This window comes from Burkholderia sp. AU30280 (assembly GCF_020420125.1).
Taxonomy (GTDB): Bacteria; Pseudomonadota; Gammaproteobacteria; order Burkholderiales; family Burkholderiaceae; genus Burkholderia.
Genome location: NZ_JAIZRY010000021.1, coordinates 71,965 through 97,863, shown reverse-complemented (window position 1 = coordinate 97,863; position 25,899 = coordinate 71,965). Strand labels below are relative to the sequence as shown.

Annotated in this window: 25 protein-coding genes; 17 read left to right on the top strand and 8 right to left on the bottom strand. The window is 69.2% G+C overall.

The window, feature by feature from the left end; genetic code table 11:
- Positions 1 to 298: 298 nt before the first annotated feature.
- The gene (locus LGN17_RS34290) at positions 299 to 1,510 is read left to right on the top strand and encodes a hypothetical protein (protein WP_226201263.1); all 1,212 of its coding nucleotides are present in this window, start codon (positions 299 to 301) and stop codon (positions 1,508 to 1,510) included.
- 87 nt (positions 1,511 to 1,597) lie between these two features.
- On the opposite strand, the gene LGN17_RS34285 is transcribed toward LGN17_RS34290, so the two are convergent.
- Positions 1,598 to 2,236, bottom strand: a complete 639-nt coding sequence (locus tag LGN17_RS34285) for a LysE family translocator (protein WP_226201262.1) — start codon at positions 2,234 to 2,236, stop codon at positions 1,598 to 1,600.
- 148 nt (positions 2,237 to 2,384) lie between these two features.
- Between LGN17_RS34285 and LGN17_RS34280 the strand changes: the two genes are divergently transcribed.
- The 3 genes from LGN17_RS34280 to LGN17_RS34270 all read left to right on the top strand — a co-directional run bounded on the left by LGN17_RS34280 (position 2,385) and on the right by LGN17_RS34270 (position 5,035).
- Positions 2,385 to 2,849 (top strand): GNAT family N-acetyltransferase, encoded by a 465-nt coding sequence (locus LGN17_RS34280; protein WP_226201261.1) that lies wholly within the window; start codon positions 2,385 to 2,387, stop codon positions 2,847 to 2,849.
- Between the two features lie 49 nt (positions 2,850 to 2,898).
- Positions 2,899 to 3,477 carry a hypothetical protein gene (locus LGN17_RS34275; protein WP_226201260.1) on the top strand — a complete coding sequence of 193 codons (579 nt, stop codon included), beginning with the start codon at positions 2,899 to 2,901 and terminating at the stop codon, positions 3,475 to 3,477.
- Between the two features lie 178 nt (positions 3,478 to 3,655).
- On the top strand, positions 3,656 to 5,035 hold the full coding sequence (locus LGN17_RS34270; RefSeq protein WP_175954161.1) for an FAD-containing oxidoreductase: 1,380 nt from the start codon (positions 3,656 to 3,658) through the stop codon (positions 5,033 to 5,035).
- Between the two features lie 55 nt (positions 5,036 to 5,090).
- Here LGN17_RS34270 and LGN17_RS34265 read toward each other — a convergent pair whose 3' ends face one another.
- Positions 5,091 to 5,984: an SDR family oxidoreductase gene (locus tag LGN17_RS34265; protein ID WP_175954164.1), complete on the bottom strand. Its 894-nt coding sequence runs from the start codon at positions 5,982 to 5,984 to the stop codon at positions 5,091 to 5,093.
- Between the two features lie 98 nt (positions 5,985 to 6,082).
- On the opposite strand from LGN17_RS34265, the gene LGN17_RS34260 reads away from it, so the two are divergent.
- A complete protein-coding gene (locus LGN17_RS34260) occupies positions 6,083 to 6,940 on the top strand; it encodes a helix-turn-helix transcriptional regulator (RefSeq protein WP_226201259.1) in 858 nt (285 codons plus the stop codon).
- A gap of 283 nt (positions 6,941 to 7,223) precedes the next feature.
- Here LGN17_RS34260 and LGN17_RS34255 read toward each other — a convergent pair whose 3' ends face one another.
- Positions 7,224 to 7,607: a hypothetical protein gene (locus tag LGN17_RS34255; RefSeq protein WP_175965721.1), complete on the bottom strand. Its 384-nt coding sequence runs from the start codon at positions 7,605 to 7,607 to the stop codon at positions 7,224 to 7,226.
- Positions 7,608 to 7,809: 202 nt separating this feature from the next.
- Between LGN17_RS34255 and LGN17_RS34250 the strand changes: the two genes are divergently transcribed.
- Positions 7,810 to 8,331, top strand: coding sequence for a GNAT family N-acetyltransferase (locus LGN17_RS34250; protein WP_226201258.1), 522 nt, complete (start codon positions 7,810 to 7,812; stop codon positions 8,329 to 8,331).
- Positions 8,332 to 8,522: 191 nt separating this feature from the next.
- The gene (locus tag LGN17_RS34245) at positions 8,523 to 9,860 is read left to right on the top strand and encodes an MFS transporter (protein ID WP_226201257.1); all 1,338 of its coding nucleotides are present in this window, start codon (positions 8,523 to 8,525) and stop codon (positions 9,858 to 9,860) included.
- Between the two features lie 98 nt (positions 9,861 to 9,958).
- Here the strand turns inward: LGN17_RS34245 and LGN17_RS34240 are convergent, their stop codons facing one another.
- A complete protein-coding gene (locus LGN17_RS34240; RefSeq protein ID WP_226201256.1) occupies positions 9,959 to 10,969 on the bottom strand; it encodes a 3-hydroxybutyryl-CoA dehydrogenase in 1,011 nt (336 codons plus the stop codon).
- Positions 10,966 to 12,081 carry an NAD/NADP-dependent octopine/nopaline dehydrogenase family protein gene (locus tag LGN17_RS34235; protein WP_226201255.1) on the bottom strand — a complete coding sequence of 372 codons (1,116 nt, stop codon included), beginning with the start codon at positions 12,079 to 12,081 and terminating at the stop codon, positions 10,966 to 10,968. Before LGN17_RS34235 ends, LGN17_RS34240 begins: the two co-directional genes overlap by 4 nt.
- A 150-nt stretch (positions 12,082 to 12,231) precedes the next feature.
- Here LGN17_RS34235 and LGN17_RS34230 point away from each other — a divergent pair, with 150 nt between their 5' ends.
- Together LGN17_RS34230 and LGN17_RS34225 are read left to right on the top strand one after the other, a co-directional pair.
- Positions 12,232 to 13,206: an AraC family transcriptional regulator gene (locus LGN17_RS34230; RefSeq protein ID WP_226201254.1), complete on the top strand. Its 975-nt coding sequence runs from the start codon at positions 12,232 to 12,234 to the stop codon at positions 13,204 to 13,206.
- Positions 13,203 to 14,237, top strand: a complete 1,035-nt coding sequence (locus LGN17_RS34225) for a LysR family transcriptional regulator (protein ID WP_226201253.1) — start codon at positions 13,203 to 13,205, stop codon at positions 14,235 to 14,237. The genes LGN17_RS34230 and LGN17_RS34225 overlap by 4 nt, the downstream gene beginning before the upstream one ends.
- A gap of 47 nt (positions 14,238 to 14,284) precedes the next feature.
- Here LGN17_RS34225 and LGN17_RS34220 read toward each other — a convergent pair whose 3' ends face one another.
- The gene (locus tag LGN17_RS34220; RefSeq protein WP_226201252.1) at positions 14,285 to 15,403 is read right to left on the bottom strand and encodes a porin; all 1,119 of its coding nucleotides are present in this window, start codon (positions 15,401 to 15,403) and stop codon (positions 14,285 to 14,287) included.
- A gap of 410 nt (positions 15,404 to 15,813) precedes the next feature.
- Between LGN17_RS34220 and LGN17_RS34215 the strand changes: the two genes are divergently transcribed.
- Positions 15,814 to 17,211 (top strand): spinster family MFS transporter, encoded by a 1,398-nt coding sequence (locus LGN17_RS34215; protein WP_226201251.1) that lies wholly within the window; start codon positions 15,814 to 15,816, stop codon positions 17,209 to 17,211.
- Positions 17,212 to 17,378: 167 nt separating this feature from the next.
- Complete coding sequence (locus LGN17_RS34210) at positions 17,379 to 18,368, top strand: PDR/VanB family oxidoreductase (RefSeq protein ID WP_226201250.1); 990 nt, start codon at positions 17,379 to 17,381, stop codon at positions 18,366 to 18,368.
- Positions 18,369 to 18,635: 267 nt separating this feature from the next.
- On the opposite strand, the gene LGN17_RS34205 is transcribed toward LGN17_RS34210, so the two are convergent.
- Positions 18,636 to 19,556 carry a LysR family transcriptional regulator gene (locus LGN17_RS34205; protein ID WP_226201249.1) on the bottom strand — a complete coding sequence of 307 codons (921 nt, stop codon included), beginning with the start codon at positions 19,554 to 19,556 and terminating at the stop codon, positions 18,636 to 18,638.
- 139 nt (positions 19,557 to 19,695) lie between these two features.
- On the opposite strand from LGN17_RS34205, the gene LGN17_RS34200 reads away from it, so the two are divergent.
- The 3 genes from LGN17_RS34200 to LGN17_RS34190 all read left to right on the top strand — a co-directional run bounded on the left by LGN17_RS34200 (position 19,696) and on the right by LGN17_RS34190 (position 21,931).
- Entirely contained in the window at positions 19,696 to 20,979 is a 1,284-nt protein-coding gene (locus tag LGN17_RS34200; RefSeq protein WP_226201248.1) for an aromatic ring-hydroxylating oxygenase subunit alpha, read from the top strand.
- A complete protein-coding gene (locus tag LGN17_RS34195; protein ID WP_226201247.1) occupies positions 20,976 to 21,479 on the top strand; it encodes an aromatic-ring-hydroxylating dioxygenase subunit beta in 504 nt (167 codons plus the stop codon). Before LGN17_RS34200 ends, LGN17_RS34195 begins: the two co-directional genes overlap by 4 nt.
- A 65-nt stretch (positions 21,480 to 21,544) precedes the next feature.
- On the top strand, positions 21,545 to 21,931 hold the full coding sequence (locus LGN17_RS34190; RefSeq protein WP_226201246.1) for a tautomerase family protein: 387 nt from the start codon (positions 21,545 to 21,547) through the stop codon (positions 21,929 to 21,931).
- A gap of 44 nt (positions 21,932 to 21,975) precedes the next feature.
- Here LGN17_RS34190 and LGN17_RS34185 read toward each other — a convergent pair whose 3' ends face one another.
- Positions 21,976 to 23,529 carry an ATP-binding protein gene (locus LGN17_RS34185; RefSeq protein ID WP_226201245.1) on the bottom strand — a complete coding sequence of 518 codons (1,554 nt, stop codon included), beginning with the start codon at positions 23,527 to 23,529 and terminating at the stop codon, positions 21,976 to 21,978.
- A 144-nt stretch (positions 23,530 to 23,673) separates the two neighbouring features.
- Between LGN17_RS34185 and LGN17_RS34180 the strand changes: the two genes are divergently transcribed.
- From LGN17_RS34180 to LGN17_RS34170, 3 genes are all read left to right on the top strand, one after another.
- On the top strand, positions 23,674 to 24,867 hold the full coding sequence (locus tag LGN17_RS34180; protein ID WP_226201244.1) for an acyl-CoA dehydrogenase family protein: 1,194 nt from the start codon (positions 23,674 to 23,676) through the stop codon (positions 24,865 to 24,867).
- Positions 24,868 to 24,978: 111 nt separating this feature from the next.
- A complete protein-coding gene (locus LGN17_RS34175; RefSeq protein ID WP_226201243.1) occupies positions 24,979 to 25,356 on the top strand; it encodes a hypothetical protein in 378 nt (125 codons plus the stop codon).
- 8 nt (positions 25,357 to 25,364) lie between these two features.
- Complete coding sequence (locus tag LGN17_RS34170) at positions 25,365 to 25,886, top strand: nuclear transport factor 2 family protein (protein ID WP_226201242.1); 522 nt, start codon at positions 25,365 to 25,367, stop codon at positions 25,884 to 25,886.
- Positions 25,887 to 25,899 lie beyond the last annotated feature (13 nt).

The following is a 25,899-nucleotide window of genomic DNA, read 5'->3' as shown; positions in this document are numbered from 1 at the left end:
AAGCGGCGCCGTTCGGCGCGGCATGCGGCACACGCGAACGCCCGCCGCGCAAGGCTTGGCGGGCGGCCGGGGGCTGCTGCGGCAACTGTCCCGCCGCGCCCTTGCCCTTGCCCTCGTCCCTACCCTCGCCCACAGCCGTGTCGCCTGCCGGTTTCGAATATCGTCCGACGATACCTGTCGCGTTGCGCTACCATCGCAGCACCCGTCGAGCCACGCGTGCCGGCCGCGGGCTGCGCCGCCGAGACCGGGCGCCACCGACCCACGACGACAACAGACGGGCCCGGCCCGACCGCACACAATGCTTGCCAATCTCGTCACGCGCCTGCGCGACCGTTTCGGCAAACCGCCGACCCCGCAGGCCTTCGCCGAACGCCTGATCGCCACGCTGCGGGCATCGGGCGACACACGCACCTGGCGCCACGAGGACGAGAAGGGCTGTCTCGTCCAGTCGGATGCCCCGTCGAACATCATCAACCTGCACAACCTGTTCCGCGACTACGCGGCCGCGAAGCCGTCCGAGCGGGACACCGTGCTGAAGCGGCAGGCGAGCGCGATGATGCAGCACGAAATCCCCAAGGATTTCGCCGTGGCGCGCGCGAAGCTGCGCCCCGTGATCCGCAGCGCGACCGAGCGCTGCGTAGCCGAGCTGCAATTGGCCGGGCAGCCCGGCATCACGGCGCTGGCGTTCCGGCCGCTGTGCGAGAACATCGAGATCGGCATCGCGTATGACGGCGAGTTCAACATCGCGCGCCTGCCGACCGCGACGCTCGACCAATGGAGCATCTCGTTCGACGAAGCCTGCGACATCGCGATCGACAACCTGCGGGCCGAATCGTCGAAGCCGTGGGCGGCGCTACCGAACGGGGTCTTCCTGTCGCAATTCGACGATTCCTACGACGCGGCGCGGCTGCTGCTCACCGACCTGCTCCACCGTCAGCCGATCGCCGGCGCGCCGGTCGTGATGGCGCCGAACCGCGCGGTGCTGCTGCTCACCGGCGATCGCAATCCGGCCGGGCTCGCGGCGATGGTCGACCTCGCCGAACAGGCGCAGGCGCAGCCGCGCCCGCTGCCGCCGCTGATGCTGCGCTGGGACGGCACCGCCTGGCGGCGCTTCGTGCCGGAAGGGCTCGAAGCGAAGCTGCACGCGCTGCGCATCGGCGAGCGTGCGGGCGACTACCAGGATCAGCGGATGCTGCTCAACGACGCGCACGAACGCGACGGCACCGACATCTTCGTGGCGACCTACTCGGTGTACAAGCGCCAGGACGGCAGCCTGTTCAGCGTCGGCGTGTGGAGCGACGGTGTGCATACGCTGCTGCCCGAGACGGATATCGTCGCGCTCCATCGCGCGTCGACGGGGCAGTCTGCCTACGTGCCGATGGCCGAGCTGCTGCACACGTGCGGCGACCTGATGACGGCCACCGGGCATCAACCGGTGCGGTATGAAGTGAAGGTGTTTCCGGACGACACGCGGTTCGCGGCGCTGCTGGCGCGGTTCAGCGAAGCCTGATGCCGATGCGCGTTCGCGCGGTGCGCGCCGGCGGCCAGCCAAGGGAATGACCGGCCGCCGTGCAATGCAGATCGGGAATGGAAGCGGTCAGATGCCCGCTTTCGGTGCATTGAGGATCAGTCGCAGCCCGAGCAGCGTGATCGCGCCGGCGGCAATGCGGTCGACCCACTTCTTCGCGCGCAGGTAGAGTTCGCGCGGCCGGCGAGTGGAAAAGCACAGCGCGACGATCGTGTACCAGCCGAACTCGACGCCGAACACGAGCGGCGGCAGCGCCAGATAGCACCACAGCGGCGGATGCTGCGGGAGCAGCGCCGCGAAGATGCTGCCGTACCAGATCGCCGTCTTAGGGTTGCTGAGCTGGGTCGTGAGGCCCGTCCAGAACGACTTGCGCGCGCTGCCGCCGGCGATCGCCTGCGGATCGTCCATCGCGATCGGCCGATCGGCGCCGCGCCAGATCTTCGACGCCATGTAGATCAGGTACGCGCCGCCCGCCAGCTTGAGGCCGACGTACAACCATTCGACGGCCTGCAGCAGCGTATAGAGCCCGGCCAGCGCGACCCCGCCGAACACAATGCCGCCGATGCCCATGCCGAGCGCGGTGGCCAGCCCGTCGCGGCGCGACAACCCGATCGAATTGCGCGCGACCAGGACGAAGCTCGGGCCCGGAATCATCGCGCCGAGAAACAGCGCAGCCAGGATGGCGAGTACGGCAGCCGATGCAGTCATCGAAGTCTCCTTGGTGAGCGACGCCGATTCGCCGGCGCCTGCGGGTCGTTTCCGACGGCCGAAGCGTCGATTCTGGCACGCTTCGCGGATGGCCGAAAGCGGCCCTGCGCTGCTATGCTGGCCCTGTTTCCCGTCATTCGCGCCCCTCATGATCGAGATCCGCCCCGCCCGCTATCCCGACGATGCCCGCGTCGTCGAGGCGATCTTCCGCGAGTACATCGCCAGCCCGAGCGTCAGCCTCGACTTCCAGGACCATGCGCCCGAGATCGCCGCGCTGCCCGGCAAGTACGCGGCGCCGCGCGGGCAGCTGCTGCTCGCATGGCAAGGCGAGCGCGCGGTGGGCTGCGCGGCGTTTCGCGAGATCGACGACACGACGTGCGAGATGAAGCGCGTCTACGTGCGCCCGGAAGCGCGCGGGCTGAACGTCGGCCGCCAGCTCGTCGAACGGCTGCTGCGCGATGCGAAGGCGGCCGGCTATGCGCGCATGTGCCTCGACGTGCTGCCGGAGTTCGTCGCGGCCAGGAAACTGTATGCGTCGCTCGGCTTCACGCCCGCGCCGCCCGTCGCGTTCAATCCGGTGCCGGGCACGGAGTTTCTCGGGCGGGACCTGTAGCCGCCACGCCATCGGCATCGCTTTCCTCCTTTCGACCGGACACCCCGTCATGCGCATTTCCCGCCTGCCCTTCGTGCTCCTCCCGCTGCTCGCCGCGCTGTCGCTCGACGCCCGCGCCGGCGACCTGCCCCAGTCGATCGCCGCACAGTTGCCGCCCGGCTACCAGCCGCTGCTCGCGCATGCCGGGCCGGATCTCGACAACGGGCGGCACAGCTTCCTCGTCGTCGTGCATCGGGCGGTCGATACGCGCGAGCAGCCGTCGCCGCGGCCCCTGCTGATCTTCGAGGAGCAACCGGATCACGCGTTCCGGCTCGTCGCGCGCAACGACCAGGTCGTGCTGCGCGCGGACGAAGGCGGCCAGTGCGACCCGTTCGATCCCGAAGAGGCCGCCGACAGCGGCGTTGCCGTAAAAGGCCGCTATTTCACCGTGCAGAACTTCGTCGCGTGCGGGCAGCACTGGAGCGACTACGTGACGTTCCGCTACGACCCGCATACGCACGGGTGGCTATTTTCGAACCAGATCGTCACCGAATCGTTTCCGCTCGACGACCAGCCCGATCACGTCACCGTCACGCGCGCCGACGCGCACCGGCCGGTGTCGTTCAGTCAGTGGCAACGCAAGGACTGACGCGGCCGGCGCGAACACGGCCAGACCCGGTCAAGCCTCACTTCTCCCGCCCCGCCCGCACTCGCGAGCGCACGCCAACAGGGCTACCATAAGCGCTCGCCGTCGCACGGCCGTGCGCCGGCCTCGCACGCGGCTCGCCCGCACGCGCTCCCTCGCTGCACCTGCACTGGAGGACGTCATGACGCAACACTTCGACGCGATCGTCATCGGCACCGGGCAGGCCGGGCCGCCACTCGCCGCGCGACTGTCCGCCGCCGGCATGAAAGTCGCGATCATCGAGCGCGGCCGCTTCGGCGGCACCTGCGTGAACACCGGCTGCATCCCGACCAAGACGCTGATCGCGAGCGCGTATGCCGCGCATCTCGCGCGGCGCGCAGGCGAATACGGCGTGTCGGTCGGCGGCCCCGTCACCGTCGACATGAAAGCCGTGAAAGCGCGCAAGGACCAGATCTCCGGCCGCTCCAATCACGGCGTCGAGCAATGGGTGCGCGGCCTCGCGAACACGACCGTGTTTCAGGGTCACGCCCGATTCGAGCGCGCCGATGCGGTGCGCGTGGGCGACGACGTGCTCGAAGCGCAGCGGATCTTCATCAACGTCGGCGGGCGCGCGCAGATCCCGGCCATGCCGGGCCTCGACACGGTGCCGTACCTGACCAACTCGACGATGATGGACGTCGACTTCCTGCCCGACCATCTCGTGATCGTCGGCGGCAGCTATGTCGGGCTCGAATTCGGCCAGATGTACCGCCGCTTCGGGTCGAAAGTCACGATCGTCGAGAAGGGCCCGCGCCTGATCCGCCGCGAGGACGAGGACGTGTCGCAGGCCGTGCGCGAGATTCTCGCCAACGAAGGGATCGACGTGCAGCTCGAGGCGACCTGCCTGAGCGCACGGCGCGACGGCAACGGCATCGCGATCGGCCTCGACTGCGCGGGCGGCGGCCGCGAGGTGGCGGGCTCGCACCTGCTGCTTGCGGTCGGACGGGTGCCGAACACCGACGATCTCGGGCTCGACCGGGCGGGCGTCGCGACCGACGCGCGCGGCTATATCGAGGTCGACGAGCAGTTGCGCACGAACGTGCCCGGCATCTGGGCGCTCGGCGACTGCAACGGCCGCGGCGCGTTCACGCACACCGCGTACAACGACTACGAGATCGTCGCGGCCAACCTGCTCGACGGCGATCCGCGCAAGGTGTCCGACCGCATCACGGCGTACGCGATGTATATCGATCCGCCGCTCGGCCGCGTCGGCATGACGCTCGCGGAAGCGAAGCAGACGGGCCGCCGGCTGCTCGTCGGCACACGCCCGATGACGCGTGTCGGCCGGGCAGTGGAAAAAGGCGAGAGCCAGGGTTTCATGAAGGTGATCGTCGACGCGGACAGCCATGCGATCCTCGGCGCGTCGATCCTCGGCGTGACGGGCGATGAAGTCGTGCACGGGATGCTCGACGTGATGGCCGCCGGCGCGCCGTACACGACGATCAGCCGCGCGATGCACATCCACCCGACCGTGTCGGAGCTCGTGCCGACGCTGCTGCAGGATCTGCATCCGGTCGAATGACGCGCGGCCTGACGGACGGCCGCCGTTTGAAAACGACGGCACGCCCGCCGCCCGCTCAGCTTTCGAAATACCGCGGCCGGTCGATATCGGCCAGCAGCCCCGGCTGCGTCGGCGCCCAGTCGAGCAATGCACGCGTGCGCTCGCTCGTTGCCGGCGCATCCAGTCCCGCGAACATCGCGAACCAGCCGAAGTGGTCGCCGGCTTCCGCCGCCGTTTTCGCGACGACCGGCACGTTCAGCCGCCGGCCGATCACTTCCGCGATGTCCCGGAACCGCACGCCGGTATCGTCGACCGCGTGATAGCGCGCGCCGGCCGCGCCGCGTTCGATCGCGAGCCGATAGACGCGCGCCGCATCGAGCCGGTGCACGCCCGGCCAGCGGTTGCCGCCGTCGCCGAGATAGGCCGATACCCCCTTCTCCCGCGCGAACGCAATCAGGCGCGGCACGAAACCGTGATCGCCGTCACCGTGCACGGACGGCGGCAGGCGGACGACCGACGCGTGCACGCCGCGCGCTTCGAGCGCGACCGCGGTCGCCTCGGACGCACGCGGATAATTCGCCGATACCGGCACGTGCGGATCGTCCTCCGTCGCCGCGCGGCCGGGCGCGACGAGCGCGAGGCCCGACGTGACGACCAGCGGTCGCGCCGAACCCGCGAGCACCGCACCGATCGTCTCGATCGCATGACGGTCGAGCTCGCAGTTCTGCGCGAAACGCGAGAAGTCGTGATTGAATCCCGTGTGGATCACCGCATCGGCGGCCTCGGCGCCCCGGGTCAGGCTGTCGAGATCCTCCAGCGACCCGCGATGGACGTCGGCGCCGGCGGCGGCCACCGCCGCCGCGGCCGCATCGGACCGCGCAAGCCCGAGCACCGAGTGCCCGGCGGCCACGAGTTCCGCGACGACGGCCGAGCCGACGAATCCCGACGCCCCAGTAACAAAGACACGCATGTTCAGCACCTCCGGATGAAATGGAGGCTTACTATCTGCCGATGGCCGCTCGCGGTGAAGCCGTGACGGTTTACCGGTAAACGAACTAACAGGATGTGATGGCCGACGCCCCCGACAACCTGCTCGGCGCGTACCTGCGGGACCGCCGCGAGAAACTCGACCCGGCCGCGCTCGGGCTGCCGGCCACGCGCCGCCGCACGCCGGGCCTGCGGCGCGAGGAAGTCGCGCAGCGCGCGCACGTGAGCACCGCGTGGTACACGTGGCTCGAACAGGGGCGCGGCGGTGCGCCGTCCGCCGACGTGCTCGACCGGCTCGCCCGCGCGCTGCTGCTGAACGACGCCGAACGCGAACACCTGTTCCTGATCGGCGTCGGCCATCCGCCCGAGGTGCGCTATCACGCACCGGCCAACGTGACGCCGCGCCTGCAGCACGTGCTCGATTCGCTCGACGCGAGCCCCGCGATCGTGCGCACGGCGACCTGGGACGTCGTTGCGTGGAACGCCGCGGCGGCCGCGACGCTGACCGACTATGCGACGCTGCCGCCGCCTGCGCGCAACATCCTGCGGCTGATCTTCATCGACGACGGCGTGCGCGACGCGCAGCCGAACTGGGAACGCGTCGCGCGCTTCGCGGTGGGTGCGTTTCGCGCGGATATCGCACGCGGCGGCGCAACGCGGGCCGTGCAGGCATTCATCGACGAGATGTGCGCGACGAGCGCCGAATTCGACACGATGTGGCGCGACCACGCTATCCGCACGCACGACGAAGGCACGAAGGAAATCCGCCATCCGCAGGCCGGCCGGATCGCGCTCGAATATTCGGCGTTCTCGGTCACGGGCCGCCCCGACCTGAGCCTCGTGATCTTCACGCCTGCGACGCCGGCTGATCGTGAGCGCATCCGGGCGCTCGTCGCGGCCCGCGAGCAGGCGCGTGAACTGCGGGCACCGGCCGCCTGAAAACCGCGGAGGGGGGCGAACTTCGAATTCGCGGGGCCGCCGCTGCATGACCCGAATACGCTCGTCGTGGGTTCGGCGATCGGCGTGCGCAAGGATGACGACACGCTGCGCACGCCGATCAACCAGGCGCTTGCGAGCCTGATCCAGGATGGGGGCGTACCAGCGGATCCCGACGAAGTCTTTCTCGTTCGATATCCGCAACTGACGGGCACGAACGGACAACGCCAAGAGGCGTCACGCATGAATGCGCGACGCCTCTTCTTCGTTGACCGAATAATATCGACTACGCCGCTCGCTGCAACAGGTCGGTTGCGAACGACCTCGCGTGCTCGACGGCCTCTTGCGCGTCGCCGAATACACCGAGCTGATCCCAGTGTTCTTCAGCCGCATACGTTCCCTTCACGGTGAGCGCCCGCTGAACGCTCAACTGCGCCGCGTACCTGCCATCTTCCAGCGGTCGGGCCGTGGCAACCACCTTGTGTGGAGGGCTCGCTCGCTCCGGCTGAATCAGCTCGACAGCGCCGCCGACCATGTCGACATGCATCAACTCGTTTCTGGTGTTGCAGTCCGGGCAGTAGAAGCACCACCCCGCGTCCTCTTGACGGGGCCTGACCTGCCCGCGAGCCAGCACGGCGCGGCATTCAACGTTTTCGCAGATGAACGGCATGGCAGTCTCCGAAGTTGTTTGCCGGAAATCCTAGCATGTCCGTCGGCGGCCAACCATCGGCATCGGCATGATTGCAGTGCGGCGAATCACGGTCGCGCGCAACAGCCCGTCACACGCCGCGCACGCCGGTCATCCAGGCGCTCGCAAGCTTCTTGTCACCCGGGATAAACTGTCTGCCCGACCCACGAACCGAGCCGTCCCCATGTTGATCCGCGTTGCAACGCCGTCCGATGCCATCCCGCTTGCCGAATTGAAGCGCGACACGTTTCGCGAAACCTTCCTGCATGACGGATTCGGCATCGACTACCCGCCACACGATCTGGCCGCTTACGAGGCCCAAGCCTACTCGGTGGAAACGATCACGGGCCAGCTCAACGATCCCCAGTGCCGCACGTGGGTCGCCGAAGGCGACGACGGCCAGCTGGTGGGGTATGCGCACGCGGGGCCGTGCAAGCTTCCTCACCCGGAAGTGACGGACGGGTCGGGGGAGATCCATCAGATCTACCTTCGGCGAGGGACGCAAGGGACCGGCGCCGGGCGCGCCCTGTTCGACTTCGCACTGGACTATCTGGCAACGGAGCGCCCCGGACCGGTATGGCTTGGCGTGTGGTCCGGCAACGCGAAGGCCATCGCCTTCTACGAGAAGGCCGGGTTCGAGCGTGTCGGCACGTACGAATTCAAGGTCGGTGAAGCGACCGATCTGGAGTTCATCTACCGTCGCTGATGCCACGGATCGGGAGCCGGTGCGATCGGCGCGCCGGCGAGCACGGGCACGGCCGCGCACGCCGCGACCATCATTTGCGGGAGTGATGACACACCCCTTTTTCTGCGGATTTGACCGGGGCCGGCGGGGCCGACAACACTAGCCCGCAGTGCTGCAAAAGACGGCACGCGCCCGCCCCTTCAGAGTCCGCCATGGTCCCGACCGACATCGTGCAATCCCCGAGCGCCGCCCGGCCGCTCGCCGACCGGCAACTGCGCCGGATCGTCATCGCGTCCGTCGCCGGCAACGCGATGGAATGGTATGACTTTTTCGTGTACGGCACGGCCGCCGCGCTCGTGTTCGGCCATGTGTTCTTTCCGCCCGGCGCATCGCCGCTGGCTGGCAGCCTCGCCGCGTTTGCGGCCTTCGCGCTCGGCTTCGTCGCGCGGCCGCTCGGCGGGATCGTGTTCGGCCACGTCGGCGATCGCTACGGGCGCAAGGCGTCGCTCGTGTGGACGCTGCTGATCATGGGGGTGTCGACCTTCGCGATCGGCCTGCTGCCGACCTATGCGCAGGTCGGCGTGTGGGCGCCGGCCGCGCTCGTCGTGCTGCGCCTGCTGCAAGGCATCGCGTCCGGCGGCGAATGGGGCGGCGGCGTGCTGATGATCAGCGAGAACGCGCCGCCGGAACAACGCGGCTACTACGCCGCGTGGAGCCAGCTCGGCGTGGGCGGCGGCTTCGTGCTGTCGTCGGCCGCGTTTCTCGCCGCGCAGGCGCTGCCGGACGACGCGTTCCGCACGTGGGGCTGGCGGCTGCCGTTCCTCGCGAGCATCGTCATCTTCGCGATCGGCATTTATATTCGCCGCCATCTGCCGGAAAGCCGCGACTTCGAGCGGGCCGGCAAGCGCGGCGCGCACGCGCACCTGCCGATCGTCGAATGCATCCGCCGCCACCCGAAGGAAATCCTCCTCGCGATGGGGCTGCGCGTGGCCGAGAACGGCGGCGCCTACATCTTCCTCGCGTTCTCGCTCGTCTACGGCAAGTACGTCGGCATCCCGAACGGCACGATGCTGACCGGCGTGATGATCGCGATGATCGTCGAGATGGGCGCGATGCTCGCGTGGGGCCGGCTGTCCGACCGGATCGGCCGCAAGCCCGTGTACCTGATCGGCGCGCTGAGCCTCGTCGCGTGCGCGTTCCCGTTCTTCTGGCTGCTCGACACGCGCGCGACGCCGCTCGTATGGCTCGCGCTCACGGTCGGCACGGCGGTGAGCCACGGCGCGATGATCGGCACGCTGCCCGCGCTGGTCGGCGAACTGTTCAGCACCGAGGTGCGTTACTCCGGCGTCGCACTCGGGCATGAAGTCGCGTCGATCTTCGCGGGCGGGATGTCGCCGCTGATCGCGACCGCGCTGCTCGCGCGCTATCAGGCGTCGTGGCCCGTGTCGCTGTTCCTCGTTGCGCTCGGCCTCGTGACCGTCGCGACGCTGTGCGTGATGCGCGAGACACGTGCCGCTCCGGCCGCCGGCGCGCGCGGCGAGACGGCATGAGCAAGGGGCCCGCGCCCTGGCCGGCTAGTGAACGGCTCACCGGTTCACGATGCCGCGTGCGCGCTTGCGTGGCGCCGCACGCGGCCGCGACGTCCGGGCTATGCGCCCCGGTGGCGCCGCCCGCCGTCGAACACCGGCGCCAGTCCCAGGTGATCGAGCAACCGCGCGAATTCGCCGAGCCGCTGCCGCATGTACGCAGGCACGTCCACGTCGGCATAGTCGTGGAAGCCGGCCCCCGTGCGCACACCATCGCGCCCGGCGTCCATGTTGCGCACGACGCTCGCGGCCGGCGCGAAGCGCGGGCCGATCTCGCCGGCCAGATATTTCGACGCGTAATACAGGATGTCGCAGCCGCCCCAGTCGATGAATTCGAGCAGCCCGAGCACCGCAAAGCGCGGGCCGAAGCCCGTGCGGATGGCCGTGTCGATATCCTCGGCGCTGGCCACCCCTTCCTCGACCATTCGCGCGGCCTCGTTCATCGCGAGCGCCTGGATGCGCGGCACGATGTAGCCCGGTGCAGGCCCGCAGATCACCGGCTTCTTGCCGACGCGTTCGAGCAGCGCGGCGAGCGCATCGACCACCGACTGGGCGGTTGCGTCGCTGCGGCTGATCTCGACGAGCGGCATCAGCAGCGCGGGATTCAGCCAGTGCGCATTCAGCATCCGCTCCGGATGCGCGACATGGCGCTGCAATTCGGTGACGACGAACGTCGACGTGGTCGACGCAATCGTTGCACGCGCATCGACATGCCCGCCGAGCCAGCGCAACGCATCGGCCTTCGCATCGAGCACTTCGGGAAGTGCCTCGAACACGACGTCCGCATCGCGCACGGCTTGCGCAGCGCCATCCCGAGCAACGATCGCGATGCGCGCGACGACCGCATCGGCCTGCGCGGCATCGATGCGGCCGAGCGCGACCTGCGCGTGCAGCGGCCTTGCGATCTCGTCGCGCGTGCGATTGTCGAAGGCTCGCCAGCCAGCCGCATCGCGCCGCTTGAAGTCGATCAGCGTCACGTCGAGGCCCGCGAACGCGAACACGAGCGCGATCCCCTGCCCCATGCGCCCCGCGCCGAGCACGTGCACGCGCGTCACCTCGGCGGCCGCGCTCATGCTGCCGCTCCCGCGACGCCGGCGTCGAGCAGCGCACGCATCGCATCCCTCGACAGCGCCGCGATCCCGAGCCGCTCCAGCGTGCGCCCTTCCGCATACAGGTCACGCACCGCGACCGCGCTCGCGATGCTCAGCAGCCCCTGCGCGACCGGCGTCGGCACGCCGACCCAGCGCCCGCACGACACGATGAACGACAGCCCGAGCCGGGTGTCTTCGAGCATGTAGCGATGGGTGCGCAAATCGATCTTCTCGCGCCAGTCGCCGCTATCGGTCAGCTTGCCGTGCGCGCCGCGCCCGTACATCCATTCGTCGCCTTCGGTCGCATAGTGGTCCACGAGCGGAAAATGCGGCGCGTGGTAACCGAGCGCTTCGCGCACCGCGATGCGTTCGGCGTCCAGCGCGTTCGTCACGCGACGGATCGATGGCTGCGTGCCTTCGTTGTGGATGTCCCATGCGTCGAAGTGTTCGAGCGGCCCGGCATTCATCAGGATCAGCGGCGGATGGATCACGGGCCCCGCATTCATCAGCGCACCGGACAACGCATCCTCGACCGGCTCGACCGACGGATAACCCGCACGCAGCACGCCGAACGCCCAGCCTGCCGCATTCGCCGGAAAGACACCGGTCGGCAAACGCGTCGCGTAGGCGCTGATCACGACGTCGTTGTCGCCATGCTTGCGCACCAGGTACGGCAGCGTGCCTGTCTCGGCGAACGCGACGCGCGAACGGTTGCCGGCGTCGGCCGCCGCCCGTGCGAACACGACGCTGCCGAACGTGCCGGGCGGCAGGAACACGACCTGGCCGTCCTCCAGAAAAGGCGCGACTTGCGCGGCGAGTGCGTCGTGCGACGTGGAAGGCAGCGGCACCACGACAAGCTGCGCACCGCGCAATGCCGCTGCGAGATCGTCGGTCAGGCGGATCGCACCCGGTGCATCGCCGAGCGGCACCGCGCGCTTGCCGCGATAGTCGGTCACGTTCAGCGCGCCGAGCTCACGCAGCCGCGCATGCGGCTCGCGGTCGCGCCGCCACCACGTCACGTCGTGGCCCTTTTCGTGCAGGTCGATCGCCGCCGCATGGCAGCCGTGGCCGCCGCCCAGTACACATGCCTTCATCGTTTTCTCCCGGTGATTGAGTGTCTCCGAGACTACGCGGCCGCCCGCGCCGCGTCGCTTCAAAACGCGCAACGGCGCGCCCGTTCGCGCAACGCAATCGCGGCGATGCGCATGCCGCCGCGCCCCCCGCATCCGCTACGAGGTCCGTGAATGGATATCGCCCTTTCCCGCCATGCGCCGAACCGGCTCGGCACGCTGCGCGCACCCGACGAAGTCGAACGCGCGGTCGCACACCGGCTCGGGCCGCACCGGATGGCTGCACGCAGCCGCGATCCGTTTCATGCTGAGCTGTACGAAGTGCCGCTGCATCACGGCGCGCTGCTCGAACTCTGCTACGGCCGCGAGACGCGCATCGATTTCGGTGGCGATGCCGATCATTTCCTGTTCAGGCTGACGCTTGCCGGCGCATGCGAGTTGCAGGCCGGCAGCGTCGTCGCGCGCGCCGGCCCCGGCGAGCTGACCGTGTCGTCGCCCGCGCTCGCCAGCCGGCTGAGCACGAGCCCCGATTGCCGCAACCTCGTGCTGCGGCTCGAACGCGGCGCGCTCGAACGCAAGCTGCAGGACATGCTGCAGGCCACGCTCACGCGGCCGCTGCAGTTCGATCCCGCGGCCGGCGGCGCCGGCACGGGCGCCACGCGCCTGCTGCCGACTTTCGAATACCTGTGCCGGCTCGGCGCGCAGCCGGACATCGGTACGGCCGCGACGACCTTCGGCGCCGACCTCACCGCATGGCTGATGTCGCTGCTGCTCACCCACCTGCCGCATTCGTACAGCGATGCGCTCGCGCGCGGCACGCCGCCGCTACCGGCGCACGTGCGTCGCGCATGCGCTCACGTCGACGCGCACCTGGGCGAACCGCTCGCACTCGCAACGCTCGCGGCGGTCGCGGGCGTGGCGCCGCGCACGCTGCAGCACGCGTTCCGCGCGTTCCTGCACACCACGCCGGCCGCGTACGTGCGCGAATGCCGGCTCGCCGCCGTGCACGCGGCGCTGCAACGCGGCGACGCGCGCAGCGTAAGCGACGTGCTGATCGCACACGGCATCCATGGCTTCGGCCATTTCGCGAAGGCGTATGCGCGGCGTTACGGCCACGCGCCTTCCGTCACCGCGAGGCAACCCCGATGACGCACGATGCAACCGGCCGCCCGGCGGCCCCGGCCCGCGCCGAATCCGCACCGCACGACAACGACCCGTCCGAACTGCGCGTGCAGGATCTCGATCTCAACTTGCTGAAGACGTTTCGCGCGGTCTACGAGGAGCGGCACGTCGGCCGCGCGGCGCTGCGGCTCGGCGTCACGCAGCCGTCCGTCAGCCACGCGCTCGGCCGGCTGCGGCTGATGTTCCGCGACGCGCTGTTCGTGCGCACCGGCACCGGCGTCGAGCCGACGCCGCGCGCGCAGCGGCTCGCCTTGTCGGTCGACAAGGCGCTCGCGATCCTGCAGGACGTGCTCGACGAAGGCTCGCGCTTCACGCCCGACAGCACGCAGCGCGTGTTCCGCCTGCACATGAGCGATTTCGCGGCGAGCGCGTTCCTGCCGACGCTGCTCGCCGCGTTCGACCGGCGTGCGCCGGGCGCCGTGATCGAGACGCTGCACGTCGACGAATGCCAGCTCAACGTCGCACTCGAATCGGGGCGCATCGACTTCGCGCTCGGGCATTTCGCCGATGCGTCGAGCCACTTCCAGCGCACCGCGCTGCTGCACGAGCGCTGCGTGCTGCTGATGCCGCGCCGCACCGCGCGGCGCGTCGCGCTGCCCGACGACTACGTGCTCGATGGCGAGGCGCCCGATACGCTGCGCTTCGTCGCGGTCACATCGCATCCGCAATCGATGCAGTTGCTGGAACGGCACGGACTGATGCCGCGCGTGCGCGCGGCGCTGCCCGATTTCATGGTGGTGCCCGCGCTGCTGCAGGACGGCGACTATGCGCTGATCCTGCCGGAGACGATCGCGATCACGTTCGCGGCGCGGCAGCCGTGCGCGCTGTACGAGATCGCCGGCGCCGGCGAATGGGCGGTCAACGCATACTGGCACCGGCGCTTCGACGCCGACCCTGGCCATCGCTGGCTGCGTGCGCTGCTGCTCGAGCTGTTCAACATCGGCGAGCTGGCGCCGTTCGACGCATGGCTCGCGCCGCAGCCGCCCGCCTGCGCGTAACGGGGCGGGCGGCCCGAGCGGCGCAAGCGGGCACCGGCGCGGGCCGGTCAGAACGACGTGAGCATGCCCGCGACGATCGAACTGGCGGTCGCGCCGGGCTGGGCGACCGCCACGCCGCCACCCGCCGCACCGTTGACGACGAAGCGTGCATGCGCACCGTTGCGCACCATCGCGGCGCCCGTGTACAACACCGTGCGCTTCGACAGCGGATAGTCGAAGCGGATGCCGTACGAATCGGCGTTGCCGTCGCTGTCCGCGACCTTGCGGTAATGACCGACGCTCAGCAGCAGCGACGCCCGCCCGATCGGCACCGTCGCGCTCAGCTCCATGATGTCGCTGTGCGGATACGCGCTCTGGCTGTCGATCGCGGTCGCGACGTCGGGGCCGCCGCGATGGCGCATGTACAGCGCGGCAACCTTCACGACGCTGAAATCGTACGAAATCGCGCCCAGCGTGTAGTTGCCGTTCGCGGCCGGGCTCGTGTCGCCGAGCGCGGCCGCGGCCACCGGGCTGAACTTCTGCTGCATGTAGTCGACGTCGACCGACAGGCCGCCGCGCACGTAATTGAGCCCGGCACCGTACGTATCGCCGAGCGTCGCCGGCTGCCCGGCCGTGCCGTTGGTGCCGCGCGCGGCCATCGCGCGCAGCATGAAGCCCGCGTAGCGCGGCGACGTGTAGCGCATCGAGTTGCGCACGCGCAGGAACGCGGGCCCGACGAAGTTGTTCGTCGCATTGCCCCAGGCAAGCCCTGCGCCGAGGCCCGGCAGGCTGTACGTGACGAGCGTCGTGTGCAGGATCGTGTAAAGCTCGCCGAACTGCACGCCGCCGAACGGCCCCGTGACGCCGACCCACGCCTCGCGGCCGAACAGTGCGCTGCTGTTCGACAGCGCGCCGCTTGCCGCATTGAAGCCGTCCTCCAGCTTGAAGATCGTCGCGTAGCCGCCGCCGAGATCCTCGACGCCCTTCAGCCCCCACTGCGATGCGAACAGGTTGCCGCTGCCCATGCGCGTCACGTGGTTCGGCCCCGCGTTCGCGTATTCGATCGCGGTGTCGACGCGGCCGTAGAGCGTCACGCTCGATTGCGCGAATGCGGGCAGCGCCGCGCAGGCAAGCAGCGCGGCAAGCGGTACGGCAAGCCGGTCGGCCCGCCCGTTCGGTTGGTTCATCGTCATCGTCCCGTAGAGAGTCCGGCGCCGGTCGGCGTCGCGCCGCGTGGTATGAAGCGCGCTCGCCGCGAAGGGCCAACGCTGCCGATCAAAAACGGGCCGAGTCTAGGAACGACAATTTCGGACGTCGACGCAATGCGCTCTATAACGCTTATAGATGCGCCGCATGATGCGCGCGCGCCCCGCCGCAAGCGCGCTGCGCGGCGGTCGGCGCGCGCGACCCTGGTGTTTTCTTTATCCGGGTCGGTAAATGCCCGTGTGGTGCGGCCGTCACTCCGGCTATGGCGGCCGAATTTGGCCGACTACGCTGCGTCTCCGACACGTGCCCCCGCACGCTTTCGCGCCGCGACGGCGCCCGGCCCGCAAGGCCGCTGCCGCGCTTTTCCACCGCCCGCTCCTGGAGAATCCGCATGTCCGCATCCACGGCCCGCGCTGCCGACGGCAAGCGCTATACGTACGAATGGTATGTCGTCGTCATCTGCATGCTCGCGTACATCTTTTCGTTCGTCGACCGTCAGGTCCTCGTGCTGATGATCGAGCCGATCAAGCGCGACCTGCACCTGTCCGATACGCAGTTCAGCCTGCTGAACGGCTTCGCGTTCTCGCTGTTCTATGCGGTGATGGGGCTACCCGTCGCCTATCTCGCCGACCGTTACGCGCGGCCGCGGATCATCTCGCTCGGCATCGCGCTGTGGAGCGTCGCGACCGCCGCGTGCGGGCTCAGCCAGCATTTCGTGCAGATGTTCATCGCGCGCATGGGCGTCGGCGTCGGCGAAGCCGCGCTGTCGCCCGGCGCGTATTCGATGCTCGCCGACTCCTTCCCGAAGGAGAAACTCGGGCGCGCGATCGCCGTGTATTCGCTCGGCTCGTTCATCGGCGGCGGCGTCGCATTCCTGATCGGCGGCTACGTGATCGCGCTGCTCAAGCATGCGAGCGCGTTCACGCTGCCGGTGGTCGGGCAGGTGCATGCGTGGCAGGTCACGTTCCTGATCGTCGGGCTGCCGGGGATCTTCGTGGCGCTGCTGTTCGCCGCGACCGTGCGCGACCCGCAGCGCAAGGGGCTCGCGCACGATCGCTCGGGCGCCGTGCGGCGCGTGTCGATGCGCGATTCGCTGCGCTTCGTCGGCACGCATCGCGCAACCTTTTCGTGCCACTACCTCGGCTTCTCGTTCTACGCGATGGCGCTGTACTGCCTGCTGAGCTGGACGCCCGCGTTCTATATCCGCCGATTCGGGATGACGGCCGTCGAAGCCGGCTACACGCTCGGCATCGTGCTGCTGGTCGCGAACACGGCCGGCGTGTTCTGCGGCGGCTGGCTCAACGACTGGCTGCTGCGACGCGGCCGCGAAGACGCGCCGATGCGCGCCGGCGCGATCGGCGCCGTGTGCATGGCAATCCCCGCGACGCTGTTCACGCAGCTCGACTCGCTGCCCGCCTCGCTCGCGACGCTGGTCGTCGCGATGTTCTTCGCGTCGTTCCCGATGCCGACCTCGACCGCCGCGATGCAGACGCTCGCGCCGAACCAGATGCGCGCGCAGATCTCCGCGCTGTTCCTGCTCGTGTCGAACCTGATCGCGCTCGGCATCGGCACGACCGTCGTCGCGCTTTTCACCGACCGCGTGTTCGGCGCGCCGGCGGCGGTCGGCCATTCGATGTCGATCGTCAACGTCGCGGCGGCCACGCTCGCCGCGCTGCTGCTCGCCGCCGGGTGCCGGCACTATCGCCGCAGCCTCGATCGCGAATGCGGCCATGCGTCGGCAGCAGCGCCGCAGGCGGCCGAGACCGGCAACGCGATCGCCGCGCGTTGAACACCGGACGCGACCGGGCCCAATCGGTCGCCCAACCATCATCCATGCCATTGATTACGTCATCGATTTTTAATCGATTTGATTTATGCGATGCCCATCCCTATTCTCGATCGCATGACGGCGCGGCACCTGTCGCGCCGCGTTCTCCCTACCCCACGAATTGACCCATGCAAGCGAACCGCCACCAAGTCCGGATCGACGCGCTGATCGACGCGGCGCAGGACATCCGCTGTTTCCGGGTTTCGCGCGTCGACGGCCAGCCGTTCGACGCATACGAACCGGGCGCCCATATCGACGTCACCGCGCCGTCCGGCATCACGCGGCAGTACTCGCTGTGCGGCAACCCCGACGAGCGCGACAGCTACCTGTTCGCGGTGAAGAAGGAGGCGCAGTCGCGCGGCGGCTCGCGTTCGCTGCACGACGACGTGCAAGTCGGCGCCGAGTTGTCGATCGGCGCGCCGCGCAACCTGTTTCGCCTGGCGGATGACGCGAGCGAGCACGTGCTGATCGCGGCCGGCATCGGCATCACGCCGCTGCTGTCGATGGCGTATGCGCTGCACAAGCGCGGCGCGCGCTATCGGCTGCACTACTTCGCACGCAGCCGCGAGCACGCGGCCTTCGTCGCCGAACTGTCGGCCGAGCCGTTCGCGTCGCGCGTGACGTTCCACTACGGGATCGAGCCCGCCGCGCTCGCGGCCGAGCTGGGCCGCTGCGTCGAATCGGTCGACGCGCATGCACACGTCTATACGTGCGGCCCGGGGCCGTTCATGGATGCGGTCGTCGCGGCAGCCGCGACCCGCCTGCCCGACGCGTCGATCCATCTCGAGCGCTTCGCGGCGGAACCGGCCGCCGCAGATACGGGCGATACCGATGCAGGCGCCAGCCCGGCCGATGGCTTTGAAGTGCGCCTGCAGCGCAGCGGACAATCGGTGCGCGTCTTGCCCGACACGTCGATCGTCGACGCACTCGCGCGCATCGGCATCGCGGTCGACACGTCATGCGGCGAAGGCGTGTGCGGCACCTGCATGGTGCCCGTCATCGACGGCGAGCCCGATCATCGCGACCACTGTCTCAGCAAGGCCGAACGCGCGAGCAACACGGTGATCTGCTGCTGCGTGTCGCGTGCGCGCTCGGCGGTGCTCGTTCTCGATCTCTGACGCACGCGGCACGCGGCACGCGGCACGCGTCGCGCTCGCTCGGGACGTCTCGGGTCGTCGAACCGCTCGATGCCCTCCGCCAGCAACGCGCGCATTCATGCGTTGCCTTCGCTTCGCGGGTCACGCGTCGCCCAATCGCTCGACAAACTCCGCCAGCAATACGCGCACTCACGCATTGCCTCCGCCTCGTGGGTCGCTCGTCGCCCAATCGCTCGACGAGCTCCGCCAGCAACGCGCGCACTCACGCGTGGCCTTCGCCCTCATGGATCACGCGTCGTCGAAACGCTCGACGAGCTCGGCCAGCAGGTTGCGCATCCACGCGTTGCCCTCGTCTTCATGGAAATGCTCGTGCCAGTGCATCGTCACCGGCGCGGGCGGCAGCGTGACGGGCAGGTCATAAAGCCGGAACGCGTTGTCGCGGTTCAGGATCTGCGCGAGCCGCTTCGGCAGCGTCGCGTACAGGTCCGTGACCGACAGCACGCTCGGCAGCGCGACGAAATGCGGCACTTCGAGCGCGATGTTGCGGCCCACGCCCTGCGCGCGCAGCGCATCGTCGAGCGCGTGGTGGCTGTGCTCGACCGATTTCACGTTGACGTGCGCGGCGCGCACGAACTGGTCGAGGCTCAGCGCCGTGCCGCTCGGCAACCCGCGCCGGCGGCCCGTCATGCATACGTAGGTTTCCTCGAACAGCACCTGGTGGCGCGTGCGCGGCATCAGCTCCGGCAGGTTGCCGATCGCGAAATCCAGCCGGCTCGCGCGCAGCGCTTCCTCGATCTCCTCCACCGGCAGCGGCTGCACGCTCAGCGTCACGCGCGGCGCGCGCTCGCGCAGCGCCTGGCAGATCGCCGGCAGGTACGCCATCTCGCCCGCATCCGACAACGACAGCCGGAACGTGCGTGTGCTGATGGCCGGGTCGAAGCGCTCCGCGTAGCGCAGCGCCACGCGCACCATGTCGAGCGCCTTGCCGACGATGCCGGCCAGTTCGAGCGCGACCGGTGTCGGCTGCATGCCCGAGCGCGTGCGCACGAACAGCGGATCGTCGAACAGCGTGCGCAACCGGCCGAGCGAATAGCTGACGGCCGGCTGCGACAGCGCGAGCCGCTCGCCGGCCTTCGTCAGGTTGCGCTCCTCGACGATGGCCTGGAATACGCGCAACAGGTTCAGATCGAGATGATCGACCGAAGTCATCGCAGCCTCCATTATTTGCCGAATTTATTGACCTTCCGATTTTAGATCAATTTGACGGATATGTAGTGGAAGACGAGACTGGGCATTCGAAACCGCGCGCTGCGCGGCCCGATTTCACGACGCTTTCCCCACGACAACGATGAGCGACATTTCCTGCCAGACGATCGACACCCGCGCGCTGCATGGTCTCGCGCAACCCGACCGCATCGCGCCCGCGATGTATCACGATCCCGCGCTGTTCGAAGCCGAGCTCGACCGCATCTTCTATCGCACCTGGATCTGGGTCGCGCACGCAAGCGAGCTGCCGAACCCGGGCGACTTCATCACGACGACGATCGGCCGCCAGCCGGTGATCGTCGTGCGCGACAAAACCGGCGAAATCAACGTGCTGCAGAACCGCTGCCGCCATCGCGGCGCGACCGTGTGCGAATCGCACAAGGGCAACGCGAAGGGCTTCACGTGCCCGTACCACAGCTGGTCCTACGCGCTCGACGGCACGCTGCGCGCGCTGCCGTACGGCGACGGCTACGAAGGCGTGTGCGAGAAAGGCGACCTGCCGCTCGTGAAGCTGCGCGTCGGCGTGTACCAGGGGCTGATCTTCGCGAGCTTCAACGACGACATCGAACCGCTCGAGGATTTCCTCGGCGGCGCGAAGCCGTGGATCGACCTGTTCATGAAACAGGGCGCCGGCTACCCGATCAAGGCGAACGGCGAGCACAAGTTCAAGTTCAAGGGCAACTGGAAGATCCAGCTCGAGAACACGACCGACCTCTATCACTTCCCGGTCGTGCACAAGTCGTGGATGAAGTCGATCGACGACGAGACAGCCGCCGCGATCACAAGCTTCATGACGAGCGAGGATGCGTTCTGCCGCGGGCTCGGCAACGGCCACAGCCTCGCGGTGCTGATGCCCGAGCTGATCGACCTGGACGACGACGACGGCGCGCCGCTGGCCGAGCGCTTCGCGCCGCTCGCGGCGAAGCTCGCCGAGCGCCACGCGCCGGAAGCAGTGCGCCGCATCGTGCGCTCGCTGATGGGCGTCGGCTTCAACCTGAACCTGTTCCCGAACCTTGCGCTGTCGATGGCGTTCTTCCGCGTGCTGCGGCCGATCTCGGCGAACGAAACCGAGATCCGTCACGTCGCGCTCGCGATGGACGGCGGCCCCGACGAAGCGAACCGCGAGCGGCTGCGCATCCACGAGCACTTCCAGGGCCCGTTCGGTTTCGGCAGCCCCGACGACGCGGAAGCATGGGAGCGCGTGCAGCGCGGCGCGCATGCGGGCCCCGACGTGCCGATCCTCGTGAATCGCGGGCTGAACCGCGAGACGACCGCCGCGAACGGCGAAACGACCGCCCATGCGACCGACGAAACCGGCATGCGCGAGGCCTACCGGCAATGGCGCAAGATGATGGAGCAACAATGATGGACGACCGCAACGCCCTCTTTTCCGAGCAGACCTTCGCCCGCGCGGTCGAATTCGTGTGGTGCGAAGCCGAGATGCTCGACCGCCGCGACTATCGCGCGTGGCTCGACCTGTGGGATCCGGCCGGCCACTACGTGGTGCCGATCGAGCCCGATACGACCGACTTCGCCGCAACGCTGAACTACGTGTTCGACGACCAGGACATGCGCGAGAAGCGCGTGCAGCGGATGGTGTCCGGCTATTCGGCATCGGCGACCGACGCCGCGCGCACGGTGCGCACCGTGTCGCGCTTCACGCTGGAAAGCGGCAGCGCCGATACCGTCGAGCTGAAGTCGGCGCAGGTCGTCGTCGCATACAAGCGCGGCGTCGCGACGCTGTTCGCGGCCGATGTCACGCACAAGCTGCACGTCGATGCCGAAGGCGAGATGCGGATCGCCGAGAAGGTCGTGCGCCTGATCGATTCGACCGAAGCGCTCAGCGCGATCGGCTTCCTGCTGTAAGCCGTGGCCGGTTCGCCGCTGCAAGTGCAATGGTGAACCGGCAACCTTCACCTTTCCGGACAACCATGCCCACACTCGAGGTTTTCCTGCCGGCCGGCCACGACGACGCCCGCAAGGCCGAGCTGATCGCGCGGCTGACGGGTGCGACCGTCGACGCGATCGGCGCACCGATCGAATCGGTGCGCGTGCTGCTCACCGAATTGCCCGCGACGCACATCGGCCTCGGCGGCCGTAGCGCCGCGGACGGCGCGCCGCCGTCGCTGCCCGTGATCGTCGCGATCCTGATCGCCGGCCGCACCGATGAACAAAAGCGCGCGCTGATCGCCGCGTTGTCCGACGCCGGCGCGAACGTGCTTGACGCGCCGCTGCAGGCCACACGCGTGATCGTCAAGGACATCCCGAATACCGACTTCGGCATCGGCGGCCAGACCGCGCGGGCGCTGGGACGCTGATCATGCGCCGCGCGTCGCTGCCCGGCCGTGACGCGACGCAGCCGTTACGCGTGCGTCCCGGCGAGCGGCAGCGTCACGCGGCAGTCGAGCCCGCCGCCATCGGCCGGGCTCGCACCGATCCGGCCGCCGTGGCGCGTCACGATGCTCTTGCACAACGACAACCCGATCCCGTTGCCGCCGGCCTTCGACGACGAGAAGCCGTCGAACAGCCGGTCGTGCGCGCCCACCGCGATCCCCGGGCCGTTGTCGATCGCGCGCAGCTCCGCGTGCCCGCCGACGTGCGCGGTGCCGAGCGTCAGCATGCGCGGCACGCGTTCGCACCCGGCGAACGCCTCGATCGCATTGAACGCGAGATTCAGGATCACCTGCCCGATCAGCACGCGCTCGCAGCGGATCGGCAGCGGCGCGTCGGCCTGCACGATCGTGACCGTCACGCCGGCCTCCTTCGCGCGCAGCTCGATGAAGTACGCGACGTCCGCGAGAATGTCGCGCAGGTCGACGAGCGCGACAGCCGGCTCGCGCTTCACGATGAACTCGCGCACGCTCTTGATGATCAGCGCCGCATGCTCGGCCTGCCGGTCCGCGCTGCGCAGCCCCCAGATCGCGTCGTCGATGGCGCCGCGCGCGTTCAGCCGCCGCACCGCCCCCTCGATGAAATTGCGCACGGCCGCGAGCGGCTGGCTCAGCTCGTGCGCGATCACGCTCGCCATCTCGCCCATCGCGTTGTAACGGCCCGCGTGTTCGAGCATGCGCGCCTCGACGCGGCGCGCGTCCTCGATCGCGACTTCGTCGCTCACGTCGCGGAACTGCACGAGCAGCCCGTCGAGATCGCCCTCGATCTCGACTTGCCGGCACAGGATGCGCAGCCAGGATGGCGAGCCGTCGCGCCGCACGATCCGGTAGCGCTGCGGCGCGGACGGGTACGCGGACGGCGCATCGCGCAGTTGCGCGACGAGCCGGTCGCGATCGGCGTCGGAACAGTAGTCGAGCACCTCGCCGGGCGCCTCGTCGGGCGCGAGGCCGAGCACGCGGCGGCCCGACTCGCTGATGAACTGTACGCCGCCGTGCGGCGTCACGACCGCGATGCCTTCGTCGAGATCCTGCATGAATTCGCGCAGCCGCGCCTCGTAGCGGCGCAACTGCTGGCGCACCGCCTCTTCCGCGCTGATGTCGCGGAACTGCACCATCACGACGTCGCGCCCGCGCAGCGGCACGTAGGTGGCAGTCGCCTCGGACAGCATGTCGACGCCCGTGCGCGACCGGTAGCACCACTCGTACACCTGCGGACCGTCGACGCGCGCGCGGTCCCACGCGCTCACCGCGATCTCGCGCCGGTATTTCGGTTCGGGGCGCGTCATGTCCGGCGCCTTCAGCGGCAGCAGTTCCTCGACGGAAAAACCGAGCGCGATGCACGCGGCACGGTTCGCCCACACGATCGCCCTGGTGTGTGCGTCGTGCAGCAGCACGCAGGTCGTCAGCGCGTCGAGCAGCCGGTGGAAATCGTCTTCGTCGGGGAAACTCATGATCGGCGTCGGATGAGGCCGCGCGGCATCGCGCGGCCGGCAACCCAACATAGCACCGGCGCGCGCCGCCCGCATCTGAAGATTTCTTTAGTGCGGCGCGGAATGTCACCAGTCGCACGGCCCAACGCACCAATTGCCGCGCGTTTTCGGCGTTTCTAGACTGGCTGCATCGACGTGACCACCCCGCATTCGAACCCCGATCCGCCCCAGGAGACAGCCATGACCCACGCCGCCCTCGCCCTCGACACCGCGCCGAGCGCCCCTCACGCGGCCAGCGAACCGGCCGCCCGGCTGTCGCCGCTCGACGCCGTGATCGAGACCGTCGCCGCGCGCCGCGAAGAATTCGACCGCCTGTCGCACGTGCCGCGCGACGTGATCGCGCTGTTCAAGCAGGCCGGCATCTATCGCGCGGGCACGCCCCGCCGCTTCGGCGGCGACGCGCTCGCGCCGGCCGCGTTCCTCGACATGATCGAACGGATCGCGACCGCCGACGGCTCGGCCGCGTGGGTCGCGAGCTTCGGCTCCGCCAACGTGTATCTCGCCGCGCTGCCGCTCGACACCCAGGCCGAGCTGTATGCGAGCGGCCCCGACCAGGTGTTCGCCGGCGGACTGTTCCCGGTGCAGCCGGCCCAGCCCGCGCCCGGCGGCTGGCGCGTGAACGGCACGTGGAAATTCGCGAGCGGCTGCAAGGGGGCCGACTGGCTCGGCGTCGGCATCGCCGTGCCGGGTGCGCACGACGCCTCGCCGAACAAGCCGCGCACGGCCGTGTTCCGCGCCGATCAGGTCGAGATCGTCGAGAACTGGAGCGTGGTCGGCATGCAGGGCACCGGCAGCCACGACCTGCGCATCGACGACCGCTTCGTGCCCGAAGCGTGGACCTTCGTGCGCGGCGGCGAACCGACCGTCGACGAGCCGCTGTACCGCTATCCGACCGTCGCGTATGCCGCGCAGGTTCTGGCCGTCGTGAACCTCGGCCTCGCACGCGCGGCGCTCGACGTCGCGAACCGCATGTCGGGCGGCCGCCAGACGACGACCGGCGCACCGCGCCTCGCCGATCGCGCGTACTTCCGCATCGAGCTCGCGAAAGCCGAAGCGCAGCTGCGCTCCGCGCGCGGGTTCTTCTACGACGCCACCGATACGGTGTGGCAATCGATTCTCGCGGACCGCCCCGTGACGCCCGACCAGGTCAGCCTGTTGCGGCTCGCGGCCACGCAGATCGCTCGCGAAGGCGCGAGCGTCGTCGAACGCGCGTACCGGCTCGGCGGCACGGCGGCGATCTACCGGTCGCATCCGTTGCAGCGGCTGCTGCGCGACGCGATGGTCGTCACGCAGCACGCGTTTCTCGCCGAAGGCAACTTCGACGGCGCCGGCGCGGTGTTTACCGGCGTCACGCCGTTTCCCGGCTATCTGTAACCGGCTTCCGGCCACCGCTGTTTGTCTGAACGTGCATGACGCCGATGCCGATGTCGAAGCCCCGTCGCCGGCCGGCCCGTGCACTCAACCGATTCCTCTGGAGAACCTCGCATGTCCGATTCGAATCCGCTGCCGCTGCGCGTCCTGTTCTGCTGTGGCGTGTCGCAAAACTTCTTCGACCTGCCGCGCGAGAAGATCGGCGAAGTGTGGCAGGCGTACGGCGCGATGCTCGCCGCCGTCGAAGCGATGCCCGGCGTGCGCGTGCTCGGCGTGATGGACGACGACCGCCTCGTGGTCGGCCAGGCCGACGGCGCACCGTGGACCTTCTACATCATGGCCGACGTCGCCGACTTCGACACGACGGTCGCCGTGTGCAACCTGTATCGCACGACGCCGGTCGGCGAATACAACCTGTGGCGCTACGGCAAGATCGAAGCGCGGGTCGGCCGTGCGCTGACGGTGCCGCCGGCCGCGCAACCCGCGGCGTGAGGCGCGCGATGACCGACCCGTCTCCCGGCCTGGTCGATGCGCTCGCGCAGCGTCTGGCAGCGCTCGACGCCGAGCGTGCGGTGCGCGCGACGATCACGCGCTACATGGCGCTGTGCGACGTGCCCGAGGATGCCGGCGACGGCCCGTCGCTCGCCGATCTGTTCGCGCCCGATGCCGTGTGGGAAGGCGTCGGCCCGCAGTATGCGCGCAAGTTCGGCCGCCTCGAAGGCACGGCCGCGATCGTCGCGATGCTGGGCCGCTACCTGCCGCCCGATCCGCACTTCTCGGCGAACCTGCACTTCCTGACGTCGGAGTCGATCGAGATCGATGCCGGTCACGCAAGCGCACGCGGCCGCTGGATCATGCTGCAGGCATCGCGCTACGCGGACGGCGCGGCCGAACTGATCGCCGCGCGGCTGACCGTCGATTTCACGCCGGCCGGCGACGGCTCTGCGTGGCTGATCCGCCATTTCCGCACCGAACGCGTGCTCGACGGCCCGTGGCCGCTCGCCGCCGCACTACGGTCCTGACGCTTTCCAACGC

What these genes read in the sequence shown, in the direction of transcription:
- LGN17_RS34265 (WP_175954164.1), bottom strand. Translation starts at nt 5,984, where the DNA reads ATGCGTGTCTTTGTTACTGGGGCGTCGGGATTCGTCGGCTCGGCCGTC.
- LGN17_RS34275 (WP_226201260.1), top strand. Translation starts at nt 2,899, where the DNA reads ATGCGCATTTCCCGCCTGCCCTTCGTGCTCCTCCCGCTGCTCGCCGCG.
- LGN17_RS34210 (WP_226201250.1), top strand. Translation starts at nt 17,379, where the DNA reads ATGCAAGCGAACCGCCACCAAGTCCGGATCGACGCGCTGATCGACGCG.
- LGN17_RS34200 (WP_226201248.1), top strand. Translation starts at nt 19,696, where the DNA reads ATGAGCGACATTTCCTGCCAGACGATCGACACCCGCGCGCTGCATGGT.
- LGN17_RS34255 (WP_175965721.1), bottom strand. Translation starts at nt 7,607, where the DNA reads ATGCCGTTCATCTGCGAAAACGTTGAATGCCGCGCCGTGCTGGCTCGC.
- LGN17_RS34215 (WP_226201251.1), top strand. Translation starts at nt 15,814, where the DNA reads ATGTCCGCATCCACGGCCCGCGCTGCCGACGGCAAGCGCTATACGTAC.
- LGN17_RS34285 (WP_226201262.1), bottom strand. Translation starts at nt 2,236, where the DNA reads ATGACTGCATCGGCTGCCGTACTCGCCATCCTGGCTGCGCTGTTTCTC.
- LGN17_RS34175 (WP_226201243.1), top strand. Translation starts at nt 24,979, where the DNA reads ATGTCCGATTCGAATCCGCTGCCGCTGCGCGTCCTGTTCTGCTGTGGC.
- LGN17_RS34225 (WP_226201253.1), top strand. Translation starts at nt 13,203, where the DNA reads ATGACGCACGATGCAACCGGCCGCCCGGCGGCCCCGGCCCGCGCCGAA.
- LGN17_RS34250 (WP_226201258.1), top strand. Translation starts at nt 7,810, where the DNA reads ATGTTGATCCGCGTTGCAACGCCGTCCGATGCCATCCCGCTTGCCGAA.
- LGN17_RS34220 (WP_226201252.1), bottom strand. Translation starts at nt 15,403, where the DNA reads ATGAACCAACCGAACGGGCGGGCCGACCGGCTTGCCGTACCGCTTGCC.
- LGN17_RS34170 (WP_226201242.1), top strand. Translation starts at nt 25,365, where the DNA reads ATGACCGACCCGTCTCCCGGCCTGGTCGATGCGCTCGCGCAGCGTCTG.
- LGN17_RS34240 (WP_226201256.1), bottom strand. Translation starts at nt 10,969, where the DNA reads ATGAGCGCGGCCGCCGAGGTGACGCGCGTGCACGTGCTCGGCGCGGGG.
- LGN17_RS34190 (WP_226201246.1), top strand. Translation starts at nt 21,545, where the DNA reads ATGCCCACACTCGAGGTTTTCCTGCCGGCCGGCCACGACGACGCCCGC.
- LGN17_RS34195 (WP_226201247.1), top strand. Translation starts at nt 20,976, where the DNA reads ATGATGGACGACCGCAACGCCCTCTTTTCCGAGCAGACCTTCGCCCGC.
- LGN17_RS34245 (WP_226201257.1), top strand. Translation starts at nt 8,523, where the DNA reads ATGGTCCCGACCGACATCGTGCAATCCCCGAGCGCCGCCCGGCCGCTC.
- LGN17_RS34290 (WP_226201263.1), top strand. Translation starts at nt 299, where the DNA reads ATGCTTGCCAATCTCGTCACGCGCCTGCGCGACCGTTTCGGCAAACCG.
- LGN17_RS34280 (WP_226201261.1), top strand. Translation starts at nt 2,385, where the DNA reads ATGATCGAGATCCGCCCCGCCCGCTATCCCGACGATGCCCGCGTCGTC.
- LGN17_RS34230 (WP_226201254.1), top strand. Translation starts at nt 12,232, where the DNA reads ATGGATATCGCCCTTTCCCGCCATGCGCCGAACCGGCTCGGCACGCTG.
- LGN17_RS34205 (WP_226201249.1), bottom strand. Translation starts at nt 19,556, where the DNA reads ATGACTTCGGTCGATCATCTCGATCTGAACCTGTTGCGCGTATTCCAG.
- LGN17_RS34185 (WP_226201245.1), bottom strand. Translation starts at nt 23,529, where the DNA reads ATGCGGGCGGCGCGCGCCGGTGCTATGTTGGGTTGCCGGCCGCGCGAT.
- LGN17_RS34260 (WP_226201259.1), top strand. Translation starts at nt 6,083, where the DNA reads ATGGCCGACGCCCCCGACAACCTGCTCGGCGCGTACCTGCGGGACCGC.
- LGN17_RS34270 (WP_175954161.1), top strand. Translation starts at nt 3,656, where the DNA reads ATGACGCAACACTTCGACGCGATCGTCATCGGCACCGGGCAGGCCGGG.
- LGN17_RS34180 (WP_226201244.1), top strand. Translation starts at nt 23,674, where the DNA reads ATGACCCACGCCGCCCTCGCCCTCGACACCGCGCCGAGCGCCCCTCAC.
- LGN17_RS34235 (WP_226201255.1), bottom strand. Translation starts at nt 12,081, where the DNA reads ATGAAGGCATGTGTACTGGGCGGCGGCCACGGCTGCCATGCGGCGGCG.